At 46.5% G+C, this 20473-nt stretch carries 19 protein-coding genes and 1 pseudogene; 2 read left to right on the forward strand and 18 right to left on the reverse strand.

Going from position 1 to position 20473, the window contains the following annotated elements; translation table 11 throughout:
- Positions 1-38: 38 nt before the first annotated feature.
- The 3 genes from QF049_RS20200 to QF049_RS20210 all read right to left on the reverse strand — a co-directional run bounded on the left by QF049_RS20200 (position 39) and on the right by QF049_RS20210 (position 2847).
- Complete coding sequence (locus QF049_RS20200; protein WP_307543351.1) at positions 39-1544, reverse strand: MDR family MFS transporter; 1506 nt, start codon at positions 1542-1544, stop codon at positions 39-41.
- Between the two features lie 234 nt (positions 1545-1778).
- Positions 1779-2351, reverse strand: a complete 573-nt coding sequence (locus QF049_RS20205) for a GNAT family N-acetyltransferase (RefSeq protein ID WP_076254763.1) — start codon at positions 2349-2351, stop codon at positions 1779-1781.
- 199 nt (positions 2352-2550) lie between these two features.
- Positions 2551-2847, reverse strand: a complete 297-nt coding sequence (locus QF049_RS20210; protein ID WP_036614170.1) for a hypothetical protein — start codon at positions 2845-2847, stop codon at positions 2551-2553.
- A 185-nt stretch (positions 2848-3032) separates the two neighbouring features.
- Here QF049_RS20210 and QF049_RS20215 point away from each other — a divergent pair, with 185 nt between their 5' ends.
- Positions 3033-3530 (forward strand): GAF domain-containing protein, encoded by a 498-nt coding sequence (locus QF049_RS20215; protein WP_124118769.1) that lies wholly within the window; start codon positions 3033-3035, stop codon positions 3528-3530.
- Between the two features lie 151 nt (positions 3531-3681).
- On the opposite strand, the gene QF049_RS20220 is transcribed toward QF049_RS20215, so the two are convergent.
- From QF049_RS20220 to QF049_RS20250, 7 genes are all read right to left on the reverse strand, one after another.
- Positions 3682-4458: a MerR family transcriptional regulator gene (locus QF049_RS20220; protein ID WP_307540075.1), complete on the reverse strand. Its 777-nt coding sequence runs from the start codon at positions 4456-4458 to the stop codon at positions 3682-3684.
- Positions 4459-4826: 368 nt separating this feature from the next.
- Positions 4827-6251, reverse strand: coding sequence for an aldehyde dehydrogenase family protein (locus QF049_RS20225; protein ID WP_307540077.1), 1425 nt, complete (start codon positions 6249-6251; stop codon positions 4827-4829).
- Between the two features lie 241 nt (positions 6252-6492).
- Positions 6493-6915: a universal stress protein gene (locus tag QF049_RS20230; RefSeq protein WP_307540079.1), complete on the reverse strand. Its 423-nt coding sequence runs from the start codon at positions 6913-6915 to the stop codon at positions 6493-6495.
- A gap of 18 nt (positions 6916-6933) precedes the next feature.
- Complete coding sequence (locus tag QF049_RS20235; RefSeq protein WP_307540081.1) at positions 6934-8154, reverse strand: MFS transporter; 1221 nt, start codon at positions 8152-8154, stop codon at positions 6934-6936.
- A 228-nt stretch (positions 8155-8382) separates the two neighbouring features.
- Positions 8383-8835 carry a helix-turn-helix domain-containing protein gene (locus QF049_RS20240; protein ID WP_307540083.1) on the reverse strand — a complete coding sequence of 151 codons (453 nt, stop codon included), beginning with the start codon at positions 8833-8835 and terminating at the stop codon, positions 8383-8385.
- A 190-nt stretch (positions 8836-9025) separates the two neighbouring features.
- Positions 9026-9388 (reverse strand): SdpI family protein, encoded by a 363-nt coding sequence (locus QF049_RS20245; RefSeq protein WP_167483868.1) that lies wholly within the window; start codon positions 9386-9388, stop codon positions 9026-9028.
- A gap of 214 nt (positions 9389-9602) precedes the next feature.
- On the reverse strand, positions 9603-11960 hold the full coding sequence (locus QF049_RS20250; RefSeq protein ID WP_307540084.1) for a heavy metal translocating P-type ATPase: 2358 nt from the start codon (positions 11958-11960) through the stop codon (positions 9603-9605).
- Positions 11961-12187: 227 nt separating this feature from the next.
- On the opposite strand from QF049_RS20250, the gene QF049_RS20255 reads away from it, so the two are divergent.
- Positions 12188-12559 (forward strand): ArsR/SmtB family transcription factor, encoded by a 372-nt coding sequence (locus QF049_RS20255; protein WP_091018799.1) that lies wholly within the window; start codon positions 12188-12190, stop codon positions 12557-12559.
- 151 nt (positions 12560-12710) lie between these two features.
- On the opposite strand, the gene QF049_RS20260 is transcribed toward QF049_RS20255, so the two are convergent.
- The 8 genes and pseudogenes from QF049_RS20260 to QF049_RS20295 all read right to left on the reverse strand — a co-directional run bounded on the left by QF049_RS20260 (position 12711) and on the right by QF049_RS20295 (position 20444).
- The gene (locus QF049_RS20260; protein WP_036614215.1) at positions 12711-13871 is read right to left on the reverse strand and encodes an AI-2E family transporter; all 1161 of its coding nucleotides are present in this window, start codon (positions 13869-13871) and stop codon (positions 12711-12713) included.
- A 312-nt stretch (positions 13872-14183) separates the two neighbouring features.
- A complete protein-coding gene (locus QF049_RS20265) occupies positions 14184-15218 on the reverse strand; it encodes an LLM class flavin-dependent oxidoreductase (protein WP_091018801.1) in 1035 nt (344 codons plus the stop codon).
- Between the two features lie 159 nt (positions 15219-15377).
- The gene (locus QF049_RS20270; RefSeq protein WP_017690814.1) at positions 15378-15689 is read right to left on the reverse strand and encodes an ArsR/SmtB family transcription factor; all 312 of its coding nucleotides are present in this window, start codon (positions 15687-15689) and stop codon (positions 15378-15380) included.
- 114 nt (positions 15690-15803) lie between these two features.
- Positions 15804-16385, reverse strand: coding sequence for an NAD(P)H-dependent oxidoreductase (locus QF049_RS20275; protein ID WP_307540089.1), 582 nt, complete (start codon positions 16383-16385; stop codon positions 15804-15806).
- Positions 16386-16551: 166 nt separating this feature from the next.
- Positions 16552-16974: a MarR family winged helix-turn-helix transcriptional regulator gene (locus QF049_RS20280; RefSeq protein ID WP_074093363.1), complete on the reverse strand. Its 423-nt coding sequence runs from the start codon at positions 16972-16974 to the stop codon at positions 16552-16554.
- A gap of 181 nt (positions 16975-17155) precedes the next feature.
- Positions 17156-17833 (reverse strand): NAD(P)H-dependent oxidoreductase, encoded by a 678-nt coding sequence (locus QF049_RS20285; protein ID WP_307540092.1) that lies wholly within the window; start codon positions 17831-17833, stop codon positions 17156-17158.
- 212 nt (positions 17834-18045) lie between these two features.
- The gene (locus QF049_RS20290; protein ID WP_307540094.1) at positions 18046-19791 is read right to left on the reverse strand and encodes a methyl-accepting chemotaxis protein; all 1746 of its coding nucleotides are present in this window, start codon (positions 19789-19791) and stop codon (positions 18046-18048) included.
- A gap of 195 nt (positions 19792-19986) precedes the next feature.
- Positions 19987-20444 (reverse strand): annotated as a pseudogene (locus QF049_RS20295) (2-thiouracil desulfurase family protein).
- Between the last annotated feature and the right edge of the window lie 29 nt (positions 20445-20473).

Here is a 20473-nt window from a genome sequence, read left to right on the forward strand (position 1 = left end):
CCGGTTTTTCATATGTTTTTCGTATATATATCTTCTATTTACTTTGAGCCTTGTGGCTGCGGTGGAGCATCTGCATCTTCGGGTACGATTAAACGTTTGCGTAAAGCCAGCGTCGTTACCCACGAGACCAATGCAATGACAAACATAATGACAAACAGGGAGTGCAAGCTTCCTTCCAAAACGTTACGCAGTAGCGCCCATTTGTCATCCGATAACGCAGCATCCGTATGTGGTGCAAGCAGTTCATTCAGATCATTCTCCGAAATTCCAGCCTCAGCCAGATTCTGTTCACTGGATAACGTCGAGATTCGATAGTTCAACCAAGTGCCAAAAGCCGCTGCACCAATCGTCTGTCCCAATGTACGCATGAACGTATGCAGTGCCGTAGAGGAACCACGTTCCTTATATCCTACGGAGGACTGCGCAATAATGGTGAAGATTGTAAACGCAAACCCGAAGCCGAGACCATAAATAAAGGTCAATATAAATAGCACAGCCTGCGGGAATGTCCCGCCCACCAGAAAGAGTCCACCCGATCCAATCGCAATTCCGGTTAATCCAATCAATGCGGTCATACGTGACCCAATTTTCATCAACAGGCGGCCTGCCAACACACTACCAATGAGCCAACCCACCGACATCGGCGCGAGCAGCAGCCCGGATTCCGTCGCATTACCTCCCCGAACCCCCTGCACCCAGAGCGGCAAATAACTGGTTAGGCCGATCATCAGAGTACTGGTCAGCAGTCCGGCGATATTCGCCACACGGATGTCCCGAATTCGGAACAAATGTAGTGGAACCATAGGGGCCTGAGCTCTTTTTTCCACCACAAAAAATAAAATAATAAACAGAGCGGCGACCACACTCAGCACAACAATCAACGGAGAACTCCAGGCATAATACTGCCCACCCGCCGACAGGACAAACAACAATGCGGTAATACCCACCGTGAAGGTCAGTGCACCGACATAATCAATCTTGGCCGTACGTGGAGAGATATCTTCCTTCAGATAACGAAAAACAAACCACATCGCAAGCAGACCAAACGGCACATTAAAACCAAAGATCCACTGCCAGCCCAGATTATCTACAAAATAACCGCCAAGCAGCGGTCCCGCCAGAGAGGAAATGCCCCATACGGAGCTAATCCATCCCTGGATTTTGCCACGTTCTTCAATAGCGTAGATGTCCCCAATAATCGTAAATGTAACAGGAACTACCGCACCCGCACCAATCCCTTGAATAGCACGGAAAATAATCAATTGCTCCATGTTCTGCGACAGACAGCACAGGAGTGAACCCAGTAAAAATAACGCACAGCCAATCAGAAATACAGGCTTTCGGCCATACAAGTCACTGATTTTACCGAAAATGGGCGTACTCACTGCCATCGTCAACAGGTATGCGGTGAAAATCCAGCTCAGTAGCTGTACACTCCCCAGCTCACTGACAATGGTCGGCCCCGCCGGACCAATTACGGTGCCTTCAATCGCTGACAGAAATGTCGCGAGCAACAGCCCCGTCAAGATGAAACTGCGCTTCAAACCTCCATTTGCATTCACACAAACCCTTCTCTCTTCGTTTCTCTATATAATTGGTACGTTAATTTTCACATCTACTACGAACCAGAACAAACTTCCGATCGCTGTTATCCCCAGATTTTTTCTTCTCCTCTCTAAAGGAGAAATCCGGTGATAAAGGCGATCGCTTCGCTTCTCCAGCTTTGTTCTGTTTCTTCGTTTACATGTAAATTTAAAAGCAATTATATATTGTCTCTTTTATTTACCTTTCTTGCGAAGGAACTCATCATACAGCATGGAATACATCACCATATCCTTGTATCCGGTGGACGTATGTTGCACCTGTCGCAGCAATCCTTCACGCGTGAAGCCGCGATTCGTCAGGAACTCGCCAGACGCCAGATTACGCGGATCAACCAGCGCTTCGATTCGATTAAGACCCATGGTCTCATACCCAAAGGGCAGCAATGCAGAGAATGCCTCCGTCATATAACCGTGGCGCCAATAATCACGTCCCAGCTCATAACCGATCTCACCCCGGAATGCGCCTTCAAGCTGCCATGTGTTAAAGCCACAACTGCCGATGAGCTTGCCTGTTTCTTTGAGTTCGATCCCCCACCGGATCGCATCCTCTTCTCCTGCCATTTGGTTAAGCAGTCCAATCATGTCCGCCGCTTCGCTTGTCCCAATCATCGGTGCAAGATTCATGTAACGGGTCACCTCGCGATCTGACCAGCATGCGAACATCTGGGCCGCATCCCGGCGACGCATTTTACGCAGACGAAGCCGCGCAGTCTCCATTTCGGGAATTCTTCCTTTGCATTTATACATATAAAGACACTCCGATCCGATCTATCTCCGCAGACCATAATATTCACTAGTCATCTAATCATAACCTGCGCCGAATGGCAACTGTTCAGTCATGGATACACGTCAAAAAACCGGGCCAATTTCGCTCCCGGTCTTGTTGTACGTATGGATCCATTCAAGTTTGAGTGAATTACGGAATCATGGCTTGTCCAAATGAATTTTAAGCTTTGGACGTTTTCTTGCCCTTCCCCAGTAATTCATCACTAACCCGGCCAAACACAGCCGTGATTTCCTTGAATTCTTCGATGCCAGTCCCGGTTAGGCTCCATTGGTCCCCGTGGGCGGTCAGGAAATTCTCCTGTGTCAGGTGTTCAAGCTCCTGCTTGATCTCCCGCTCTCCAACGCGATATCCCCTTTCTTCCAATAGGGGCAGTGCCTCGCTAACGTTCAAATCCTGATTTTGCGCGAAATATAGTAGATGAATCCGTACAAAAAGATTCTGTACCTCTGCATGCATAAGCCAAGCTCCTTCCCGGGTTATAGCCCTCCGTGGTTGCTAAGTAATTACCCCACGTAAGAAGCTGAGAAACAGGAGGATTCTTCAGGTATTCCCTTCCCTTTCCGAAATCCTCCGCTTGACTAACCGCATCCTCTGCACTATCTTGAAAATAAGTACCATTTTGCTCGGGAGGGTGATTTACCATGTTTCAAGCTGTTTCCTATGAAGGAACACGAAGTGAGCAGCACACCGCCGTCCTGGGACAGTTAAGTGCTCTGATCCGCGATGAACCTAGTGCGATTGCCAATCTGGCGAACGCTGCTGCGCTGCTCAATGTATTCATGACCGACACCAATTGGGTCGGCTTCTATCTGTATGATGGAAAAGAACTGGTCCTCGGGCCATTCCAAGGACTGCCTGCCTGTATCCGAATTCCACTGGGACGTGGTGTATGTGGCACATCTGCTGCGGAAAAACGTACCCTGGTCGTTGACGATGTTCATGCCTTCCCAGGCCACATTGCCTGTGATGCAGCATCGAACAGCGAGATTGTCGTACCTATTATCAAAAACGGCGAACTGTACGGGGTACTGGATATCGACAGCCCGATCAAAAACCGTTTTGACGACGAAGACCGCGTCTTCCTGGAGAAAGCCGTAAACCTGCTCACAGAGCAGTTGGAGGCAACCATACCCCTATAGGAAATGATGATTAAGGTGATCTGAGTCTCATCACACACGATGATGAAGAAACCGTAATAACAAAGAGCGCAGTCCTCTCAGAGGTCTGCGCTCTTTGTTATCCATTATGATTCACACCCATGTTCTTGCTCGCCCATGTTACCTTATGCATCTAGGATAAATCATGTTCCGCTTTAATCATCATCCCATCCCGTAGGAATTCAGCCAGCCTCGGGTGGTAACCATCATACATCTGACGGAAATTTTTATGCTCTACATACAGATTGGCCAAATCCCGATAGATCTCAGCGGTGGGTGTATAATAACCTTTGATCCATTCAAGATGCCTGCCAATAATCCTTTGTACTTTCGCACTACCGGGTTCCAATCCATCCTCAATGGCCTGTTGCAAGTCCAGATGAACCTGATCAATTTTCGCCTGGGAATCCAGATAATCTTCTTTTGACTTCATCTCCTGGTCAGACTTCTGAACACCCTCTGTCTGCACATGGTTCATATTTTTATTGACTACAGGGTCAAAACCCGATTCATTCAGCAACTGGTGACGCCCCTTATTTACAAAACCGTTATACAGCTCATGTTCATCAAGTTCCTGTTCACCTTGCAAATGAGAGATCGTTTTGTCCAGTGTCTGAATCAATCCATGCAGACGGAGTGCCTTCTCCAGAATATCAATGCGATGCTGTTTCATGATGCGGATGACATCCTGAGGATCATCTCTTAGCATAGGGCCAATCTCATTTTCCTCCATACCTACTTCCTTACAGAAAAGGATTTGCTGGAGTCTCAGTAATTCCTGCTTTTCATAATAGATAGCTTCATCCAAATCCCCAAAGGCCGGATTCAGAAGACCTGTCTCTGCATACTGGCTCAGTTCGTTCAGACTTACGCCTGACATTCCCGATACGTCAACCATGGAATATGCCATTTGAATACACCTCCTGCCTGTCCTGCAACTCCAGAGTTTAGGCTTAATTCATACTGCATTGTATTTGAATAATGAGAGAATATAAGACTTTCGGCAATGCTGTACCGCTTCATTCCGCTCGTGCTCTGGATGGGTACATCACGCTTCGGTGATATGAGCGGCGTTTAGACAGTTAAGTTACGGTTTGTTAAGTATGTTATACCCGTCTCATCAGATGTGAACCCGCAGTCAGTGAAGAATCCGTATGTATTTTTTAAAGTTTTTCCATGATCTTCAATTAAAAAATCCTGTGCCATTATTCCGGCACAGGGGCGTGTAGTTATATTTCCATTGGCATACGGTATATTGAGTAAAAGAATGGAAGAGAATCACCCTTTGTTAAACATAACAAACTTCAATTCCGTCATTTCCTCTACAGCATATTTTACACCTTCACGCCCAATCCCACTTTGTTTCACCCCACCATAGGGCATGTGATCCACTCGGAACGTCGGAATATCATTAATCATAACTCCGCCTGCTTCGATCTGATCGACAGCATGGAGGGCGGTATGAATATCGTTTGTAAATACGCCTGCCTGAAGCCCGTATATCGAATCGTTAACATGTTCAATACCCTCTTCAACGGAATCTACCGTATTGATAACAACGATGGGTGCAAACACTTCCTGACAGGATACCTTGGCATCACGGGGAACGTTAATCAGTACCGTTGGACGCAGAACGCCTCCTTCAGCTTGACCGCCTGCTGCCACTTCAGCCCCGGCCTGTTTGGCTTCTTCAATCCAGTCGAGTGTACGCTGTACATCCTTGGAGGTAATCAGCGCAGATACCACCGTATCCGGGCTCAGCGGGTCTCCGACCACCACTTGTTTGGCCGCTTCAGCGAAACGCCGGATGAATTCTTCCGAGATGTCACGATGTACGTAGATTCGCTGCAGCGAGATACATACCTGTCCCTGATACGTGAAAGCACCGGTCACACATCGAGGAACCACTTTGTCCAGGTCTGCGTCCTTATCCACGATAACCGCTGCATTCGACCCAAGCTCCAGTGTCACGCGTTTGAGTCCTGCTTTGCTACGAATGCTCGTGCCTACCGCTGGACTGCCTGTAAACGTAATATGAGCAACACGGGGGTGCTCCACAAGCACATCACCAATCGTTTTGCCATCACCGCTCACCACGTTCAGTGCACCATCCGGCAATCCGGCTTCCTGCAGCAGATTAGCGATGTAATAGGAAGATAGAGGCGTCTGCTCTGCAGGTTTGAGCACAATCGTATTGCCTGCTGCCAGCCCTGGGCCTACCTTGTGGGCTACCAGATTCATGGGAAAATTAAACGGTGTAATCGCACCGATGACACCTAGAGGTTGCCGCATCGTATAACCGATACGCCCTTCCCCACCTTTGGCTGCATCCATCGGAACCGTCTCTCCCGTCAGCCGCTTGGCTTCTTCGGCGGCAAAACGATACGTTTCCACCGTCCGGTCAACCTCTGCCAGTGCTGCGGTAATTGGCTTCGCCGCTTCAAGAGCTATGATTCGCGCTGCTTCTTCCTTGCGTTCTTCAAGCATGGAGGACAACTTGTACAGAATATCTGCACGCTGATGTGCAGGCATCTGGCGCATTGCCTTCCCGGCTTGAACCGCAGCTGCAACAGCAGCCTCCGCTTCCTCTGCTGAAGCCGAAGAGACTTCTGCCAGCGTTTCCCCGGAGTATGGCGCTTGAAGTGCTTTATAATCTACGGATTCGGTCGGTTTGCCCCCGATAAACAGATGTTGTCTTTTCATATGCTGCATCCTCCATCCTTTTAGGACCTATTGAACTAAAGAATGTTACACTGCCACTTCGATGATAGAACAACCTTCCAATCGCTGACTCATGTAAAAGTTCAGTTCAATTTATATAATCTATTTATACACTATTTCCGTGCCATCAACCCACTACGGTATTCGGCAATCATAGCTTGTAACGTGCCTGATGAGCCATTGTGGCGATCTTGAGCTATTGCATTATAAAGGATTTCACAACCTATTTAACCGTCAGGACGGGGCATTCTGCATGTTTTAACACACCATGACTGACACTGCCCACGATCATCTCTGCGAGCATGCCTTTCCCGCCTGTACCCATCACAATCATTCCACAATCTCGTTCACGCGCCACACGGCAGATCTCATTAATGGGATCACCTGCAATCAGCAGTGTCTCATATGCAATGTCCCGTCCCGACAACTGGCTGGTCACTGGCTCTATGATATGCTGCCCTTCTTCGGCAATCCGAGCTTCCAGATCAACACCCAATGCAGGTTCATTGATAGATATAGCCGGATTAACATGCACGATCAACAGACTTGGGGGTTGTTTCATATCTTCAGCCAGTATCAGTGCTTGCTCCAAAGCTTTATGCGCTTGATTCGAACCATCAACAGCAACCAATATATGTTTCAGCATTGCAATCCCTCCTGTGAATTAATGAGATGTAATAGCGGAATCAATATCCCGCAAATGATGACGGCGTACCAGCAGTACCATGACACCAATCAGAACCATTAATGCGCCAAAATAAAACGGCGTTTCCGGCAGGAACCACTCGGACAATTTACCTGCAAGCCATGGAGCAAGTGCACCACCCAGGAAACGAACGAAGCTGTATGCAGCAGAAGCAACAGAACGCTCCACAGGTGCAGCTTCCATAACAGCCGTTGTAATCAACGTATTGTTAATTCCAAGGAAAATCCCCGCTACAATGACTGCAACAATAACGGTAGTTGGTGAACCCATCACGGTACCTACTGCCATAACAACCAGATCAATCGCGAACAATGTAAGCATGACACTCATGGACGGAACTGATCCGAATCGGCGTTGCAATCTTGGTGCGACGAATACCGACGTAATCGCCAGCATCAGTCCCCAGCCAAAGAATACATAACCCAACCCGTGCTCATCCAGATTCATGACATATGGTGAATAAGCCATCAAGGTAAAGAATCCAAAGTTATACAGGAAGGCGGTAATCGCCAATGTTTTCAATGAAGGATAACTTAATGCTTTGAACGGATCGGACAAAGAACTGCGTGTTTTCGGTTTGGCCATCTTGGGCAACATAAATGTAATGCTGATAAAGGCAATCGCCATCAGGACAGCTACGCCATAGAACGGGCCGCGCCAAGAGATGGAACCTAGCTCACCGCCAAGCAGCGGTCCAACCGCAATCCCGAGACCAAGCGCTGCTTCGTACAAAATAATCGCTTTGGCTGTCCCCGACGTGGACAGTCCCACAATGGCGGATAACGCCGTTGCGATGAACAAGGCATTACCCAGTCCCCAACCGCCACGGTAACCGACCAGTGCACCTACCGTGTCTGAGGTACCGCCAAGGAACGAGAAGATAATAATCAGCAATATCCCGCTGAGCAACGTCCACTTCACACCAATGCGGCTGGATACAACACCTGTAATCAGCATCGCTACCCCGGTTACAGCGTTATAACTGGTAAATAGCAGTGACACCTGGCTTTTCGAAGCATGCAGCTGATCGGCAATTGCGGGCAGAATCGGGTCAACCAGACCCAGACCCATAAAGGATATGATACATGCAAAGGCGACCGCCCATACCGCTCGCGGTTGGGATAACAGGCCCCCACGTGATGACGGCAATTCGTCCGGTAATGATGGCTCTCTTTTCATACGTAATTCCCCCTGTGAATAATTTATGTGGTTAAGCTTTATATTTGAAAATGACGTGAAAAATCATGAAAATTTCTATGAATTTTCAGAATTAGAGGTAACAAAACGGCACAAATGACACCGGAACATCCGGTGTTTGTACAGGATCGCCACAGGTACTATGGTGCTCACTCCATGTAGCGATTATGTGTATACAGTTTTGTTTATTAAACAATAGATGTAATTCGGTTAGCCGTCTTCATCACTCTTCGGATCATGTGCCTGTAACTTCTGAATACCGCTCCGAACGCGTTCACGCAGCTCTTCCAGTTCAGTCTGTACGGCATGTATGCTCTGAAGTTTCTGCTCAATCAGTTGCAACTGCCCATCCAGCGTTGTTTCCATCGTGGTGAGCTTCTCGATCCGTTCTCTCAATTCGGTCGTCTGCTGGTAGTCAAAACGTTGTTCGTTCAAGGCATCTGCCGTTGCCACATAGGTATGTAGCTCCTGAAGGGAGAATCCAAGTACCTCTTTGGCGCGAACCACCTTCTTCAGATAATCGATATCCTCCCGAGTGTACAACCGCGTCCCGCCATCTGTCCGCTGAGGTGAAGGCATGACACCAATCTCTTCATAATACCGAATGGTTCGCTTGGTCAAACCGCATTCCTTGGCTACGTCGTCGATTTTATATAAACTCATTTCCCTCACCTCTTCCATATGTCTATAATGTTATGTACATAATTATATATAATGTTAACGTTAACGTCAACGTTAGATTTCATCCCTGAAGTCTTAGTGAGTTTAACATCCTCTACAATTTTCTATTTCAACAAAAAAAGACCCGCTTCACACGCAGGTCTTCCTCTGTACACTATTCATTCATTTTGCCTTAAACGTTCTGCTCATTCTGTTGCTGTTGCTGTTGAGCACGCTGCATTTGCTTCAGACGGCCTTCCACTCTGGTAAACAGTCTGAACGTATAGAACCCTGTAGCAACCAGACTCAGCACCAAAGCTCGTACATCTGTAAGCCAGAAACCGATAATGCCGAATATCGTAATGATCACTCCAAATTGCATCATCAGATTGGCGCTATAACTTTGTGCTTCGTCCCACAACTCGGGATTACTCATTGCACGCGGGGTCCGATAACCATATATTCCGTTAATCATTTTCGGTGGTTTTTTGAACACCATTAACCCCAGAATGAAATAACACACTCCAATGATGATCCCAACTATTGCTCCTGTCAAAATGTTCTCCCCTTCACTGTTGTCTTCCATAGACCTGCTTACACTGAGACTCCTCCGATAATAGAATAGAATAACCTGCCGATGTAGCTTCACTTCTTCAGGTTATCTCTGTCCTCTCCGTTCTCGTGTAAATGTCTAGTTAGACTTATCTACATAAAAATATAAAAAACGGCTCTACGTATATACGAAGAGCCGCCTGGATCGTTTCGTAAACTTAGATATTCTTCACACGGAGTACACGCATGGCGTTCAGGACAGCCAGCACCGTGACACCGACATCAGAGAATACCGCTTCCCACATGGTAGCTATGCCGAACACACCGAGTAGCAGGAAAATCGCTTTAACCCCCAGAGCAAAAGCGATATTTTGCCACACAATCATTCGTGTACGCTTAGCAATGCGGATTGCACTCGCTAGTTTCGACGGTTCATCGGTCATGATGACCACATCAGCCGCTTCAATCGCAGCATCGGAGCCGAGCCCACCCATGGCCACGCCCACATCGGCGCGCGCCAGTACAGGTGTATCGTTGATGCCGTCACCGACAAACACCATTTTTTCCTTCGGAGATTTGGCCGCTTCCAGTTGCTCCAGTCGTTCGACTTTATCCTGTGGCAACAATTCAGCGTAGACCTCATCCACACCCAGCTCGCGCCCTACCGCTTCACCCACGGCTTTCGCATCACCTGTCAGCATGACCGTTTTGCGGATGCCAAGCTTCTTCAGCGCCTGAATAGCAGCAGCTGCATCATCCTTCACTTCATCGGCGATGATCAGATGACCAACATACGTGCCAGCTTCAGCAACGTGCACTATCGTTCCGGCCGTCTCTGGTGTGGTATAGGATATACCAGCCTGCTTCATTAATTTAGCGTTGCCTGCCAGCACTTCCCGACCATCCACACTCACCTTGATCCCGTGTCCGGCAACTTCATCATAACCTTCCACACCTTGCGTGGGAATGGCCTTGGCCCAGGTTGAGCGAATGGATTCGGCAATCGGATGATTGGAATTTGCTTCGGCAATGGCTGCCAGCTTCATTAGTTCTTCTTCCGTGCGTCCACCTTCGGGACGAATGGCTGTTACTTTGAATACACCTTTGGTTAGTGTACCCGTTTTATCAAAAACAACAACTTTCACATCGTTTAATGCTTCAAGATAATTACTGCCTCTGACAAGAATCCCGTTACGTGAAGCCGCTCCGATACCACCGAAGAATCCAAGTGGAATAGAGACCACCAGCGCACAAGGGCATGAGATAACCAGGAAGACCAATGCACGATAGATCCAGTCCGCAAATGTTGCACCACTAAGTATCAACGGTGGAACAAATGCAATCAGGGCTGCAAGGATCACAACAACTGGGGTGTAATAACGGGCGAATTTACTAATAAAATGCTCTGTTTTTGCCTTCCGACTGCTTGCATTCTGCACCAGATCCAAAATTTTGGATACCGTTGATTCACCAAATGTTTTGGTTACTTCAATGGTCAACAACCCGTTTTTGTTAACAAATCCACTTAGTACATCACTTCCGGGCTCCAGTTCACGAGGTACCGATTCACCTGTCAGAGCAGAAGTGTCCACCATGGAACGCCCAGCTTGAACGATACCATCCAGTGGTACTCGCTCTCCTGCCTTCACGACAATACGATCACCGATCCGTACGTCTTCCGGAGATACACGCCGGGTTTCGTCACCCGAACCCGTCAGAATATTCGCGTAGTCCGGGCGAATGTCCATCAGTGACTGAATCGACTTGCGTGACCGATTAACCGCCATGCCCTGAAACAGCTCTCCGAGCTGATAGAAGAGCATGACCGCTACCCCTTCCGGATACTCTCCAATGGCAAAGGCACCCAAGGTAGCGACGGACATGAGGAAGTATTCATCGAACACCTGACCGCGGATGATGTTTTTGGACGCCTGGAGCACGATATCTCCCCCGGCAATCAGATAAGCAAGCGCATATAAAGTAAACTGTGCCCAGCCCTCCAGCGGCGACCAGATCGCAGCTGCGAGCAATACAGAACCGGCAGCAAGACGAGCAAGCAATACTTTGGTCTGGCCTGCACCATGTTCATGCGAATGGCCTGCATGAGCATCGTGATCATGGGTATGGCTGTGATCGTGATTATGTCCATCGTGACTTCCGTGCTCATGCACATGACCATGTGCGTGGCCCTGCGAATGTCCATGATCATGAGTATGAGATTGTTTGTTATGTGAATGTGAATGTCCATGATTATGTCCGGTATGGTCATGACTGTGGTTATGCGCACCAACTGCACTCCCTGTATGGGTATGCACATGTCCGTTCACGTGTTTTCCTTTTTCCGAAATGCGAATATGAGGCTCCAGCCGAAGCACTTTGCGCTTCGCTTCTTCCACTACCTGTTCATCCATATCGGAAGTGGTGTGCAGCGATAATGTTTTGGTAACAAAATTGACAGAGCATTCGTTAATGCCCTTAATTTTTTTGACGCCATTCTCAATCTTCAATGCGCAGTTCGCACAATCCAGTCCATCAAGCACCAGTTCCCTTTTCACCTGTTCCTGTCCGGTTCCCATGTGAATTCTCCCCTTTGCAGTACAAAAACGATGTTATATTTCAATTGTATTCAATATATGAGCACTCATTCATATGTTTGGTTACCCCTATTATATGCACGCCTAAACATGAGTGTCAACAATCGTTGTTGATTTTTCATACAGATTATGCTAATAGTAATCATTTCGCTTTAGGCGGGTTTTGGATATAATAGAGCTATAGTTGTTAACATAGGCGGTGATAGGAAATGGAACAACCGGTTAAAGCACCAAGCGAATGTGATGCAGCCTGCTCGGGTACTGAAGCCGACGTGCAGACGATTCGCACTTCACTCATGGATCGGGAGACGTCTTCCGAGATGGCAGATTGGTTCAAGGCATTCAGCGACCCCACACGTCTACGTATTATTGATGCGCTGTTACAGAAGGAATTATGTGTTCATGACCTGACGGTTCTGCTCGACATGGGACAGTCGGCCATTTCACACCAGCTGCGTTCACTCCGCAACATGCGGATCGTCAAGCGGCGCAAGGAAGGCAAGACCGTGTACTACTCTCTGGATGATGCTCATATTGAGCAGATTTTCCTGCAAACACTCCAACATATTAAACACAGCTAGGCAGCAGCCAAGCTTGTTCATGCAGAAGAACCCCCGCCTCTCGGCTGTATGCCGATGGACGGGGGTTCTTCTTGGTAAGGGTACCGTTTTATACAGGATACAAAGTGACTAGATCTTCTGATTAACTATCCACTGGAGCTTGCCACTTCGGTTATAAAAGATTGTTCTTGTTCGGGTCGTACAGGCCGGATCTGTCCTTAAACCAGTTGAAGATATGCGATACACATACTTTCAGCACCGCGTATCCTGGAACAGCGAGCAGAATGCCCACGACTCCAAACAGATTACCCGAAGTCAGAATGACAAAGATAATCGTGATCGGATGAATCTTCAGCGTTTTACCCATGATCTGTGGCGAGATGAATTTACCTTCGATTAACTGTACGATCGTCCATACGGCAACCATCTTCAACAGCATCACCGGCGAAGTAACCAGGGCCACAATCAACGCAGGTGTAATCGCAATTGCTGGTCCCAGATATGGAACAACACTTGTGAACGATGCGATAATTGCAAGAATCAGTGCATAATCCAGACCAATGACCATATAACCGATGTAGAGCAAGATACCGATGCAGAAGCTGACGATAATCTGTCCACGAATGAATGAACTGATCTGGTGATTGATGTCTTCCAGTACATGCATTGCGCCCGTACGGCTCTTGATTGGCAGGAAAGACAGAATTTTCGCTGGCAGCTTCTTGCCGTCTTTCAGCAGATAGAACAGGATAAACGGAACCGTTACGATAGACAACACGGTCTCCGTGAAGGCTCCGAGGAACCCGCCCAATTTGGTCCAGGTCGAGTTCAGAATTTCAGTAGCCTTTTGGGAGATTGTTCCCCACCAGTCCTGCGAATTCAGGTTCACCGTTTCCTGGAACTGACCGAACAATTTACTGCCCGTAAGCTCCTCAAACTGCTGTTTTACCGTCTCACTGTACGTTGGAAAGTTTTCAATTAGTCCTACAATCTGGTTACGCACAACTGGAATGACTGCCAGCACAACGACCGTCAGAATGCCCCCAATTGCAAGATAGAGAATCAGAATGGACCAGCCACGCTTGATTTTCCACCTCTCCATCACATCCACAATGGGATTCAGCAGATAGTAGAGTATGCCTGACAGAATAATAGGTAGCACAATGGTTTTGATGAGTACTGCGAGCGGATGAAGAACAAAGGATACTTTGGTCAGAACCATCACGTTCAGTCCCACCAACAGCAGAATCAGCAGAAATAGCACAAACTTGTTGTTAAGAAAAAATCGCTTGAACCGCTCCGGCCAAACGCGGGGTTGCTCAGGTTGCTCCATAGGCGTGTCGTCCTCTCTTATGACGCTTAATCAAAACTAAACTATAAAGCTAGATAAATGCCCCACACACGAATAAAAAAGTACCTTGTACAAGCCAACATATGTATAACACTCTGGATTTATACGTATGGTGCTGATTAACCGTTTCAAATTAAACCGATAAAGTCATTTTACCCCAAAATGAGTCTTCTGCCCCACACGAATCATTTGCAAATTCTCCCTATTCAAAAACGGCTCGCCTCACTGGGAGACGAACCGTAAATTTATAGCTCTACCCTTCCATTAAGCCAGCTTTAACGCTGAAAATGGAGATTAGGCTCTTCCCGCCAATTGCGCGATTAGCTCATAGGAATGCAGACGTGCCTTATGATCATAGATCATCGACGTAATAATCAGCTCATCTGCCTGCGTCTGCCGGATGAAGGATTCCAGCTGTCCACGTACCGTTTCTGGCGAACCGTTAACAGCTGCTTTCAGTGTCTGCTCAACACCAGCTTTCTCACGATCCGTCCATTTGCCTTCCATCTCTGCCGGAGGCTGTACCAATCCCGTTGTGCCACGAATAATGTTCAGGAACTGCTGTTGCATCGTTGTACCCAGCCATGCTGCTTCTTCGTCTGTATCCGCAACAACAGCGTTGACACCAACAATCACATGTGGCTCCTTCAAGCTTTCAGATGGTTGGAAGTTGTTTCGATACGTCTCTAATGCAATCCGGGTGTAATCGGGCGAGAAGTGGCTGGCAAAAGCAAACGGCAATCCCAGCTGACCTGCCAAACGTGCGCTGAAATCACTGGACCCCAAGAGGTAAATTGGAATATTCAATCCTTCTCCAGGAACTGCGCGAACAGGCGCATGATAAGATGTCGCCGAAGCATCAAAGTATGCTCTTAGTTCTGCCAACAGCTCAGGGAAATCTTCCCCACTGTTCAGATCTTTGCGCAGTGCAAGCGATGTACGGCGGTCACTACCTGGTGCGCGACCCAGTCCCAGATCAATTCTGCCAGGATACAAGGATTCCAGTGTGCCGAACTGCTCAGCGATGACAAGCGGTGCATGGTTAGGCAACATGATGCCTCCTGAACCCAGACGAATCGTTTTGGTTCCACCAGCCAGATATCCAATAACAACCGAAGTTGCGGATGAAGCAATACCCGGCATGTTGTGATGTTCAGCTACCCAGTAACGGTGATATCCCCAACGCTCAGCATGCTGTGCCAGATCCAGGCTGTTGCGCAAAGCATCAGCAGGTGTTGCACCCACTACGACAGGAGCCAGATCCAGGATGGAAAGCTTAACGTCATTGATGTGTTCTTTATGGGATGAAGCCGTATTTTCTGTAGTCATTATCGTTTAATCTCCTCGATGATTATATTTTTGTATATCCAGATATATAGATTAATTAAATCACAACTGGATATGGTGATGTGATACTGAACTAGCCGTTTACATCCGGACGGAATCCCTGCCTGCATGTGCATCCTAGCTTCCGTTCCGGCATCCGGCTTATAACTCGTTCTGCACGTACTCGGCAAACTGACGGATCGTCTCCTCGTTGCGCCGATAATACGTCCATTGTCCTCTTCGCTCGGAGAGCAGCAACCCTGCCTTGAGCATAGTCAGCAGATAACTGGATATAACTGACTGAGCCAGTCCAGCCTTCAGTTGAATCGTGCCAACACAGATTCCGTTCTTGCCACCATCCGGATGCTGAGATAGTTCCAGCGGTGGAAAGTGTTGCTCCGGGTTTTTGAGCCACAACAGGATTTGTCTACGTGTCTCGTTCGATAACGCTTTGAATATAAGTATAGGTTCCATGGGTACGATTATACCCCCTTTCATCCATTTTGCAAACACATGAACAAACAAACCGACTCATGATTGAGTCGGTCTGGAATCATATGGAATCCAAATTTAGAATCAACATCCATATTAGAATTTGGTTGTAACCGTTTGTTTAACCTGATCCAACATGGCTTGATATGCGGGTGCATCCAGATATCCAATACTTCCAAAGAGCAGATGATCTACGGCTTCAATGCCTACAAAATCGAAGATACCTACGTCAGAAGTTATTTTCAATCCAGCAGTCATGCCAATCTGATCATAAATTTCACTTGGTGTACCATGTGTGTTGATGATGAGTCCTTTTTTGCCTGTCAGCAATTTCTCAATTCCCGCTTCACCCGCTGCATATGCAAAACCATAGGCGAATACACGGTCAACATATCCTTTGATAATGGCAGGAAGACCTGTCCACCAGATCGGATAGATGAATGTAATGGCTTCTGCATCTGTAACAAACTGTTGCTCTGTAGCGATATCCTGTGGTGTCTGTCCTGCACGCATGGAAGCTGTGTCAGCTTCAGTCAGTACGGGTTGGAATCCAAGCTTGTACAAGTCACGAACGACTACTTCATGGCCTTGAGCTTCGAGAGCTTCTACAGCAGTATTGAGAATTGCGTTATTCAAGCTGTCTGTGTGCGGGTGAGCATATACGATAAGATGTTTCATAGTGTGAATCCCTCCAGGTTTGGTTTGAGTTAGGTTGCGAAAATGGGGTTACATTGATACGTTCCACATACATAGATATCTATGCATTGGCTTAAAAAAATATTTGGGCTCCTCTGCCTCCATCCCAGTCAAATCTGGAAGGGTTGCAGACAGAAGAGTTCATTCATTATAACTTTCGGACAATAATGGACAGCAAGCTCTCCAATTGCTCCGACTGTTCATCGGACAGACCACTATAGATGATGTCATTGATCTGCTCTGATACCTGATGAAAGATCGGTTCGAGTCGCTTCCCCTGTTCGGTTAGGCGAATCATCGTCACTCGGCTATCTTCGGCACTCTTGCTGCGTTCAACATAGCCAAGCTTCTCCAGCTTGTTGACCAGTACCGTTACCGTTGGTTGCGTGCGTTGAATACGTTCAGCCAACATCTTGATCGACAGCGTCTCTTCCCGGTACAAAAACATTAATACATCTCCATGAGAAGGTACAATGCCTGTCACTTCATGCTGTTCCAATTCGTGTACAATCCGTTTGTTGACATGATCCCTGATTCTTGCAATCAGTGCAATTGCGTTGTATTTTGGCATGACCTTATTGTACATAGACATCTATGTAATTTCAAGTTCTTTTTTATAAAAAGAAAAACAGCCCTCTCCACCCTTCTAACATGTGGAAAATATCGGGCTGTTCCGATACTACTTTGATCCTTATCTATAATGTTAGATCTTAGCTAATTATTTTTGAATTCATGTTGGATTCATGCTGAATTCAGTTAATCCAATGGGTAATTTTCTCAACGGATTGTCTGGACTTCTCACGTTGGGGCTCCTCTACCCGATAACCGAAGGCTGCCATCACCGAGACGTCCCATGCACCATCCTCCAGCAAACCCTCATCTTCCATAATCCGATGGACATCCTCACGGCTGAAACCTTCGATTGGACAAGAATCAATCTCGATCTGAGCTGCCGCCGTCATCATGTTGCCGAGTGCAATATAAGTCTGTTTGGATGCCCAATCGAATAATGATCGTGGGTTATCCAGAATTCTCTGGTTATTTTGGAACTTTCCATAAGCCTGACTTGTTAGCTCAAATACGTCGTCCGGCATTCCCTTTGTTTCCTTCAACATGTATTCCGCATAGGGAGAATTATAACTGGCATCTGATCGGGCCAAAATAACAACAAAATGGCTTGCTGTAGCCAATTGCTTTTGAGCGCCGGAAGAGACTTCGGACAGACGCTTACGCAGGTTCGGATTTTGTACAATCAGAAACTTCCACGGTTCAAGACCAATGGAACTTGGAGATAATCTGCCTGTTTCCAATATAAATTGGAAATCCTCATCCGAGATTTTGCGGGTATCATCAAATATCTTTGTTGCATGTCGGAAATGATAAGCCTTTAAGATGTCTTCCTTTGTCTTTGACTTTGCTGTAACTTCCATGGAGCTCCACGTCCTTTTTATATATTTTTTATGTTGAACAATAATGTTTAAGTTGTTTCATCTCAAGTATTAGTTTAGATTCTATACGCATAAATTAAAAGTACGCACATTATTGTTTCTTGGTTTATAAAAGTAAGTATTGGATGAGAGACAGCGATAATCCACCAGGACACTTACATGGCCCTAGTAGATTATCTACGACTCTTTTCCTTTTAAATCTTGAAATCTTGAACCAGCTTATTCAGATTTAGTGCACTATCCTTCACTTGATCAGATTGTTTAACCACTTCCACTGACTGCGCAGCAGAGGCAACCATGTGTCCTGCTATTTCCTGACTGGATGCGGCTGATTGTTCACTGGCTGATGCAATCTCGTGAATGGAGCCCACTAGTATTTTGATATTTGCAGTCACTTGTTGTGAGGTTGCATTGAGATCTTTAACTGCATTGGCATGATCAAGGGAGTCGACATAATACTGTTCAGCTGTATCCTCCAATAATTTATAATCCTTTCCAACCTGATTGAACATAAAGGATAGCAACTCTTTGGCGTTCGAGGACAGATTGGTTACAGACTGCATAACTTCTTCCGTGACCTGTTGGATTTGATCGGCAGCCTGTCTGGAATCATCAGCCAACTTCCGAATCTCGCTTGCTACAACCGCAAAACCTCTGCCTGCTTCTCCAGCTCTTGCAGCTTCAATGGATGCATTGAGTGCAAGCAGATTAGTCTGCGCTGTAACATCCAAAATAGACTGAGATAATATACCAATCTGATCTACAGCTGTTGCACGTTCCAGCGCTTCTGACATTTTCTTACTCGTATGATCATACATGTCTATGGCTGCTCGGCTCGATTCGCGGGCTTCCTGCTTCAACTTTTCAGCCTTCGTGCTGGTCACATAGGCGGATTCTGCTTGTTTAGATGTCTGTTCCGATATATATTCAGCTCCCTGTTGCATCTCAGCAGCCGAATGATTCATATTTTCCGTATGGGCTGAAGCCTCTTCCATTGCAGCCGAGAGCTCTTCAACTGTAGCTGATACTTCACGAATCCGTTCATTCAGACCAGCCATGTTCTGGTTGGTAAGATCGCTAACCTGGTTGATATGATGAGATTCCTGAATTACACCACGAATGACGTTTGTTGTGGAATCTGTCATTGTACGAATAGCTCGTGCGATGACACTTATCTCATTATTTCCCTGTGTTAGACGCGGATCTAAGGATGCCGTTAAGTTGCCTTGCGTTATTTCTTCACAATAACGGGTGATTGCTTTCATTCGTTGACGTATACTGCGAATCATTACAAATGAAATAAGAATGAGTGCTGCAAGTGAAAGCAAAAGAACCGAACCAAGCACCAATGCTCGCTGCTGAATTACTTCCTGTGTATCCGCATAGAGCTTGGCTGACTCTTCTTCGTTATACGCACTCAAAAGGGTGATCGTCTCCACAATCGATGTACTGCTTTTGTTAATTCTTCCTCTCTCTTCACTATCGTAGGTGCCCGACATCTTTTTGGTATCCATGATTTGCTCAATATCCTGATAATATGTATCCATCTTTGCTACCAAATCTGCAAATATCTCTTTTTCTTTGGTATCCAAATTTCTTGCTGAAAATTCATTCATGCCATCCGTGATACTCTTCTTACCTTTCTGAACTTGATCGTACTGTTTGTCGGTATACTCTGCATTATCAAGAACCTTTGTATAATTGGCGCGCATATTATAGAAATTACTTTTCAATTCAAGGACATTGGTTTGATGCTGGAAACGGTCATTGTAGAGGATACCTTGTCCCGTTTTTGCTTCGTTCATTCCGAAAATCCCAATCAGAAAAACAGTAAACAAGCCGATTAGACTAATCACAGTCATGATGACCATCGTTGTTGTTAATTTTATATTTTTGAGTTTATTTCCTTTCTTATATTTTGGCTTAGACTGAATTGACATGATTATTCCCCCACTTTAAATAGTAGATAGCCTTATATATCTTATATCTATATCGTATGTATCCATATTGTTTGTTAGCATTTCAGGAAAATCGACTATATTCATTTAATGAGAAAAGTAATGGTAGACAACAGAAAAGCCGCCAGGATATAATCCAGCGGCTTTTCTGTGAATATGAAACGATATCTGTGCGACCTATAGTTGCTCCATCCATTCATTTTCAGAAATGACGGTATATCCTTCTTGTCGCAGCAATGCTGATGTGACACCTTCACCAGTTACCTTGTGATTGGCAAAATTCCCATCATAGATCATCTGTGTACCACAGGACGGACTAAACTCCTTCAGTACCACACACGATACATTCAATTCTCGCGCCCATTCGAGTGTCTGATAGGCTCCCTTGATATATAGGTCTGTGACATCCTTGCCACTTTTCTCGATCACTTTTGCAGTGCCTGCCAGCACATCCTTACCCGTGCCACCGATAATTTCAGCCGGTTCCCGTGGAGTGGAGAATCCGCCAAGCAGCTCCGGGCATACCATCTTAGCCTGCTCCTGCTCCACCAGCTCCTGAATCTTCTCATCCAGGCTCGCTGTTCCATTGTAACGGCAAGCTACCCCGCCAGACATGAACTCACCAAATATTTCATCGATATCTCCTTATACTCATTCCATCTAT

Origin of the sequence: Paenibacillus sp. W4I10, from assembly GCF_030816325.1 — a bacterium.
Classification (GTDB): Bacteria; Bacillota; Bacilli; order Paenibacillales; family Paenibacillaceae; genus Paenibacillus; species Paenibacillus amylolyticus_B.

Excerpts from the sequence above, each read along its gene's own strand:
- QF049_RS20205 (WP_076254763.1), bottom strand. The coding sequence starts at position 2,351 with ATGTATAAATGCAAAGGAAGAATTCCCGAAATGGAGACTGCGCGGCTT.
- QF049_RS20285 (WP_307540092.1), bottom strand. The coding sequence starts at position 17,833 with ATGGAAGTTACAGCAAAGTCAAAGACAAAGGAAGACATCTTAAAGGCT.
- QF049_RS20280 (WP_074093363.1), bottom strand. The coding sequence starts at position 16,974 with ATGCCAAAATACAACGCAATTGCACTGATTGCAAGAATCAGGGATCAT.
- QF049_RS20290 (WP_307540094.1), bottom strand. The coding sequence starts at position 19,791 with ATGTCAATTCAGTCTAAGCCAAAATATAAGAAAGGAAATAAACTCAAA.
- QF049_RS20260 (WP_036614215.1), bottom strand. The coding sequence starts at position 13,871 with ATGGAGCAACCTGAGCAACCCCGCGTTTGGCCGGAGCGGTTCAAGCGA.
- QF049_RS20210 (WP_036614170.1), bottom strand. The coding sequence starts at position 2,847 with ATGCATGCAGAGGTACAGAATCTTTTTGTACGGATTCATCTACTATAT.
- QF049_RS20275 (WP_307540089.1), bottom strand. The coding sequence starts at position 16,385 with ATGAAACATCTTATCGTATATGCTCACCCGCACACAGACAGCTTGAAT.
- QF049_RS20240 (WP_307540083.1), bottom strand. The coding sequence starts at position 8,835 with ATGAGTTTATATAAAATCGACGACGTAGCCAAGGAATGCGGTTTGACC.
- QF049_RS20225 (WP_307540077.1), bottom strand. The coding sequence starts at position 6,251 with ATGAAAAGACAACATCTGTTTATCGGGGGCAAACCGACCGAATCCGTA.
- QF049_RS20265 (WP_091018801.1), bottom strand. The coding sequence starts at position 15,218 with ATGACTACAGAAAATACGGCTTCATCCCATAAAGAACACATCAATGAC.
- QF049_RS20250 (WP_307540084.1), bottom strand. The coding sequence starts at position 11,960 with ATGGGAACCGGACAGGAACAGGTGAAAAGGGAACTGGTGCTTGATGGA.
- QF049_RS20215 (WP_124118769.1), top strand. The coding sequence starts at position 3,033 with ATGTTTCAAGCTGTTTCCTATGAAGGAACACGAAGTGAGCAGCACACC.
- QF049_RS20255 (WP_091018799.1), top strand. The coding sequence starts at position 12,188 with ATGGAACAACCGGTTAAAGCACCAAGCGAATGTGATGCAGCCTGCTCG.
- QF049_RS20230 (WP_307540079.1), bottom strand. The coding sequence starts at position 6,915 with ATGCTGAAACATATATTGGTTGCTGTTGATGGTTCGAATCAAGCGCAT.
- QF049_RS20235 (WP_307540081.1), bottom strand. The coding sequence starts at position 8,154 with ATGAAAAGAGAGCCATCATTACCGGACGAATTGCCGTCATCACGTGGG.
- QF049_RS20270 (WP_017690814.1), bottom strand. The coding sequence starts at position 15,689 with ATGGAACCTATACTTATATTCAAAGCGTTATCGAACGAGACACGTAGA.
- QF049_RS20220 (WP_307540075.1), bottom strand. The coding sequence starts at position 4,458 with ATGGCATATTCCATGGTTGACGTATCGGGAATGTCAGGCGTAAGTCTG.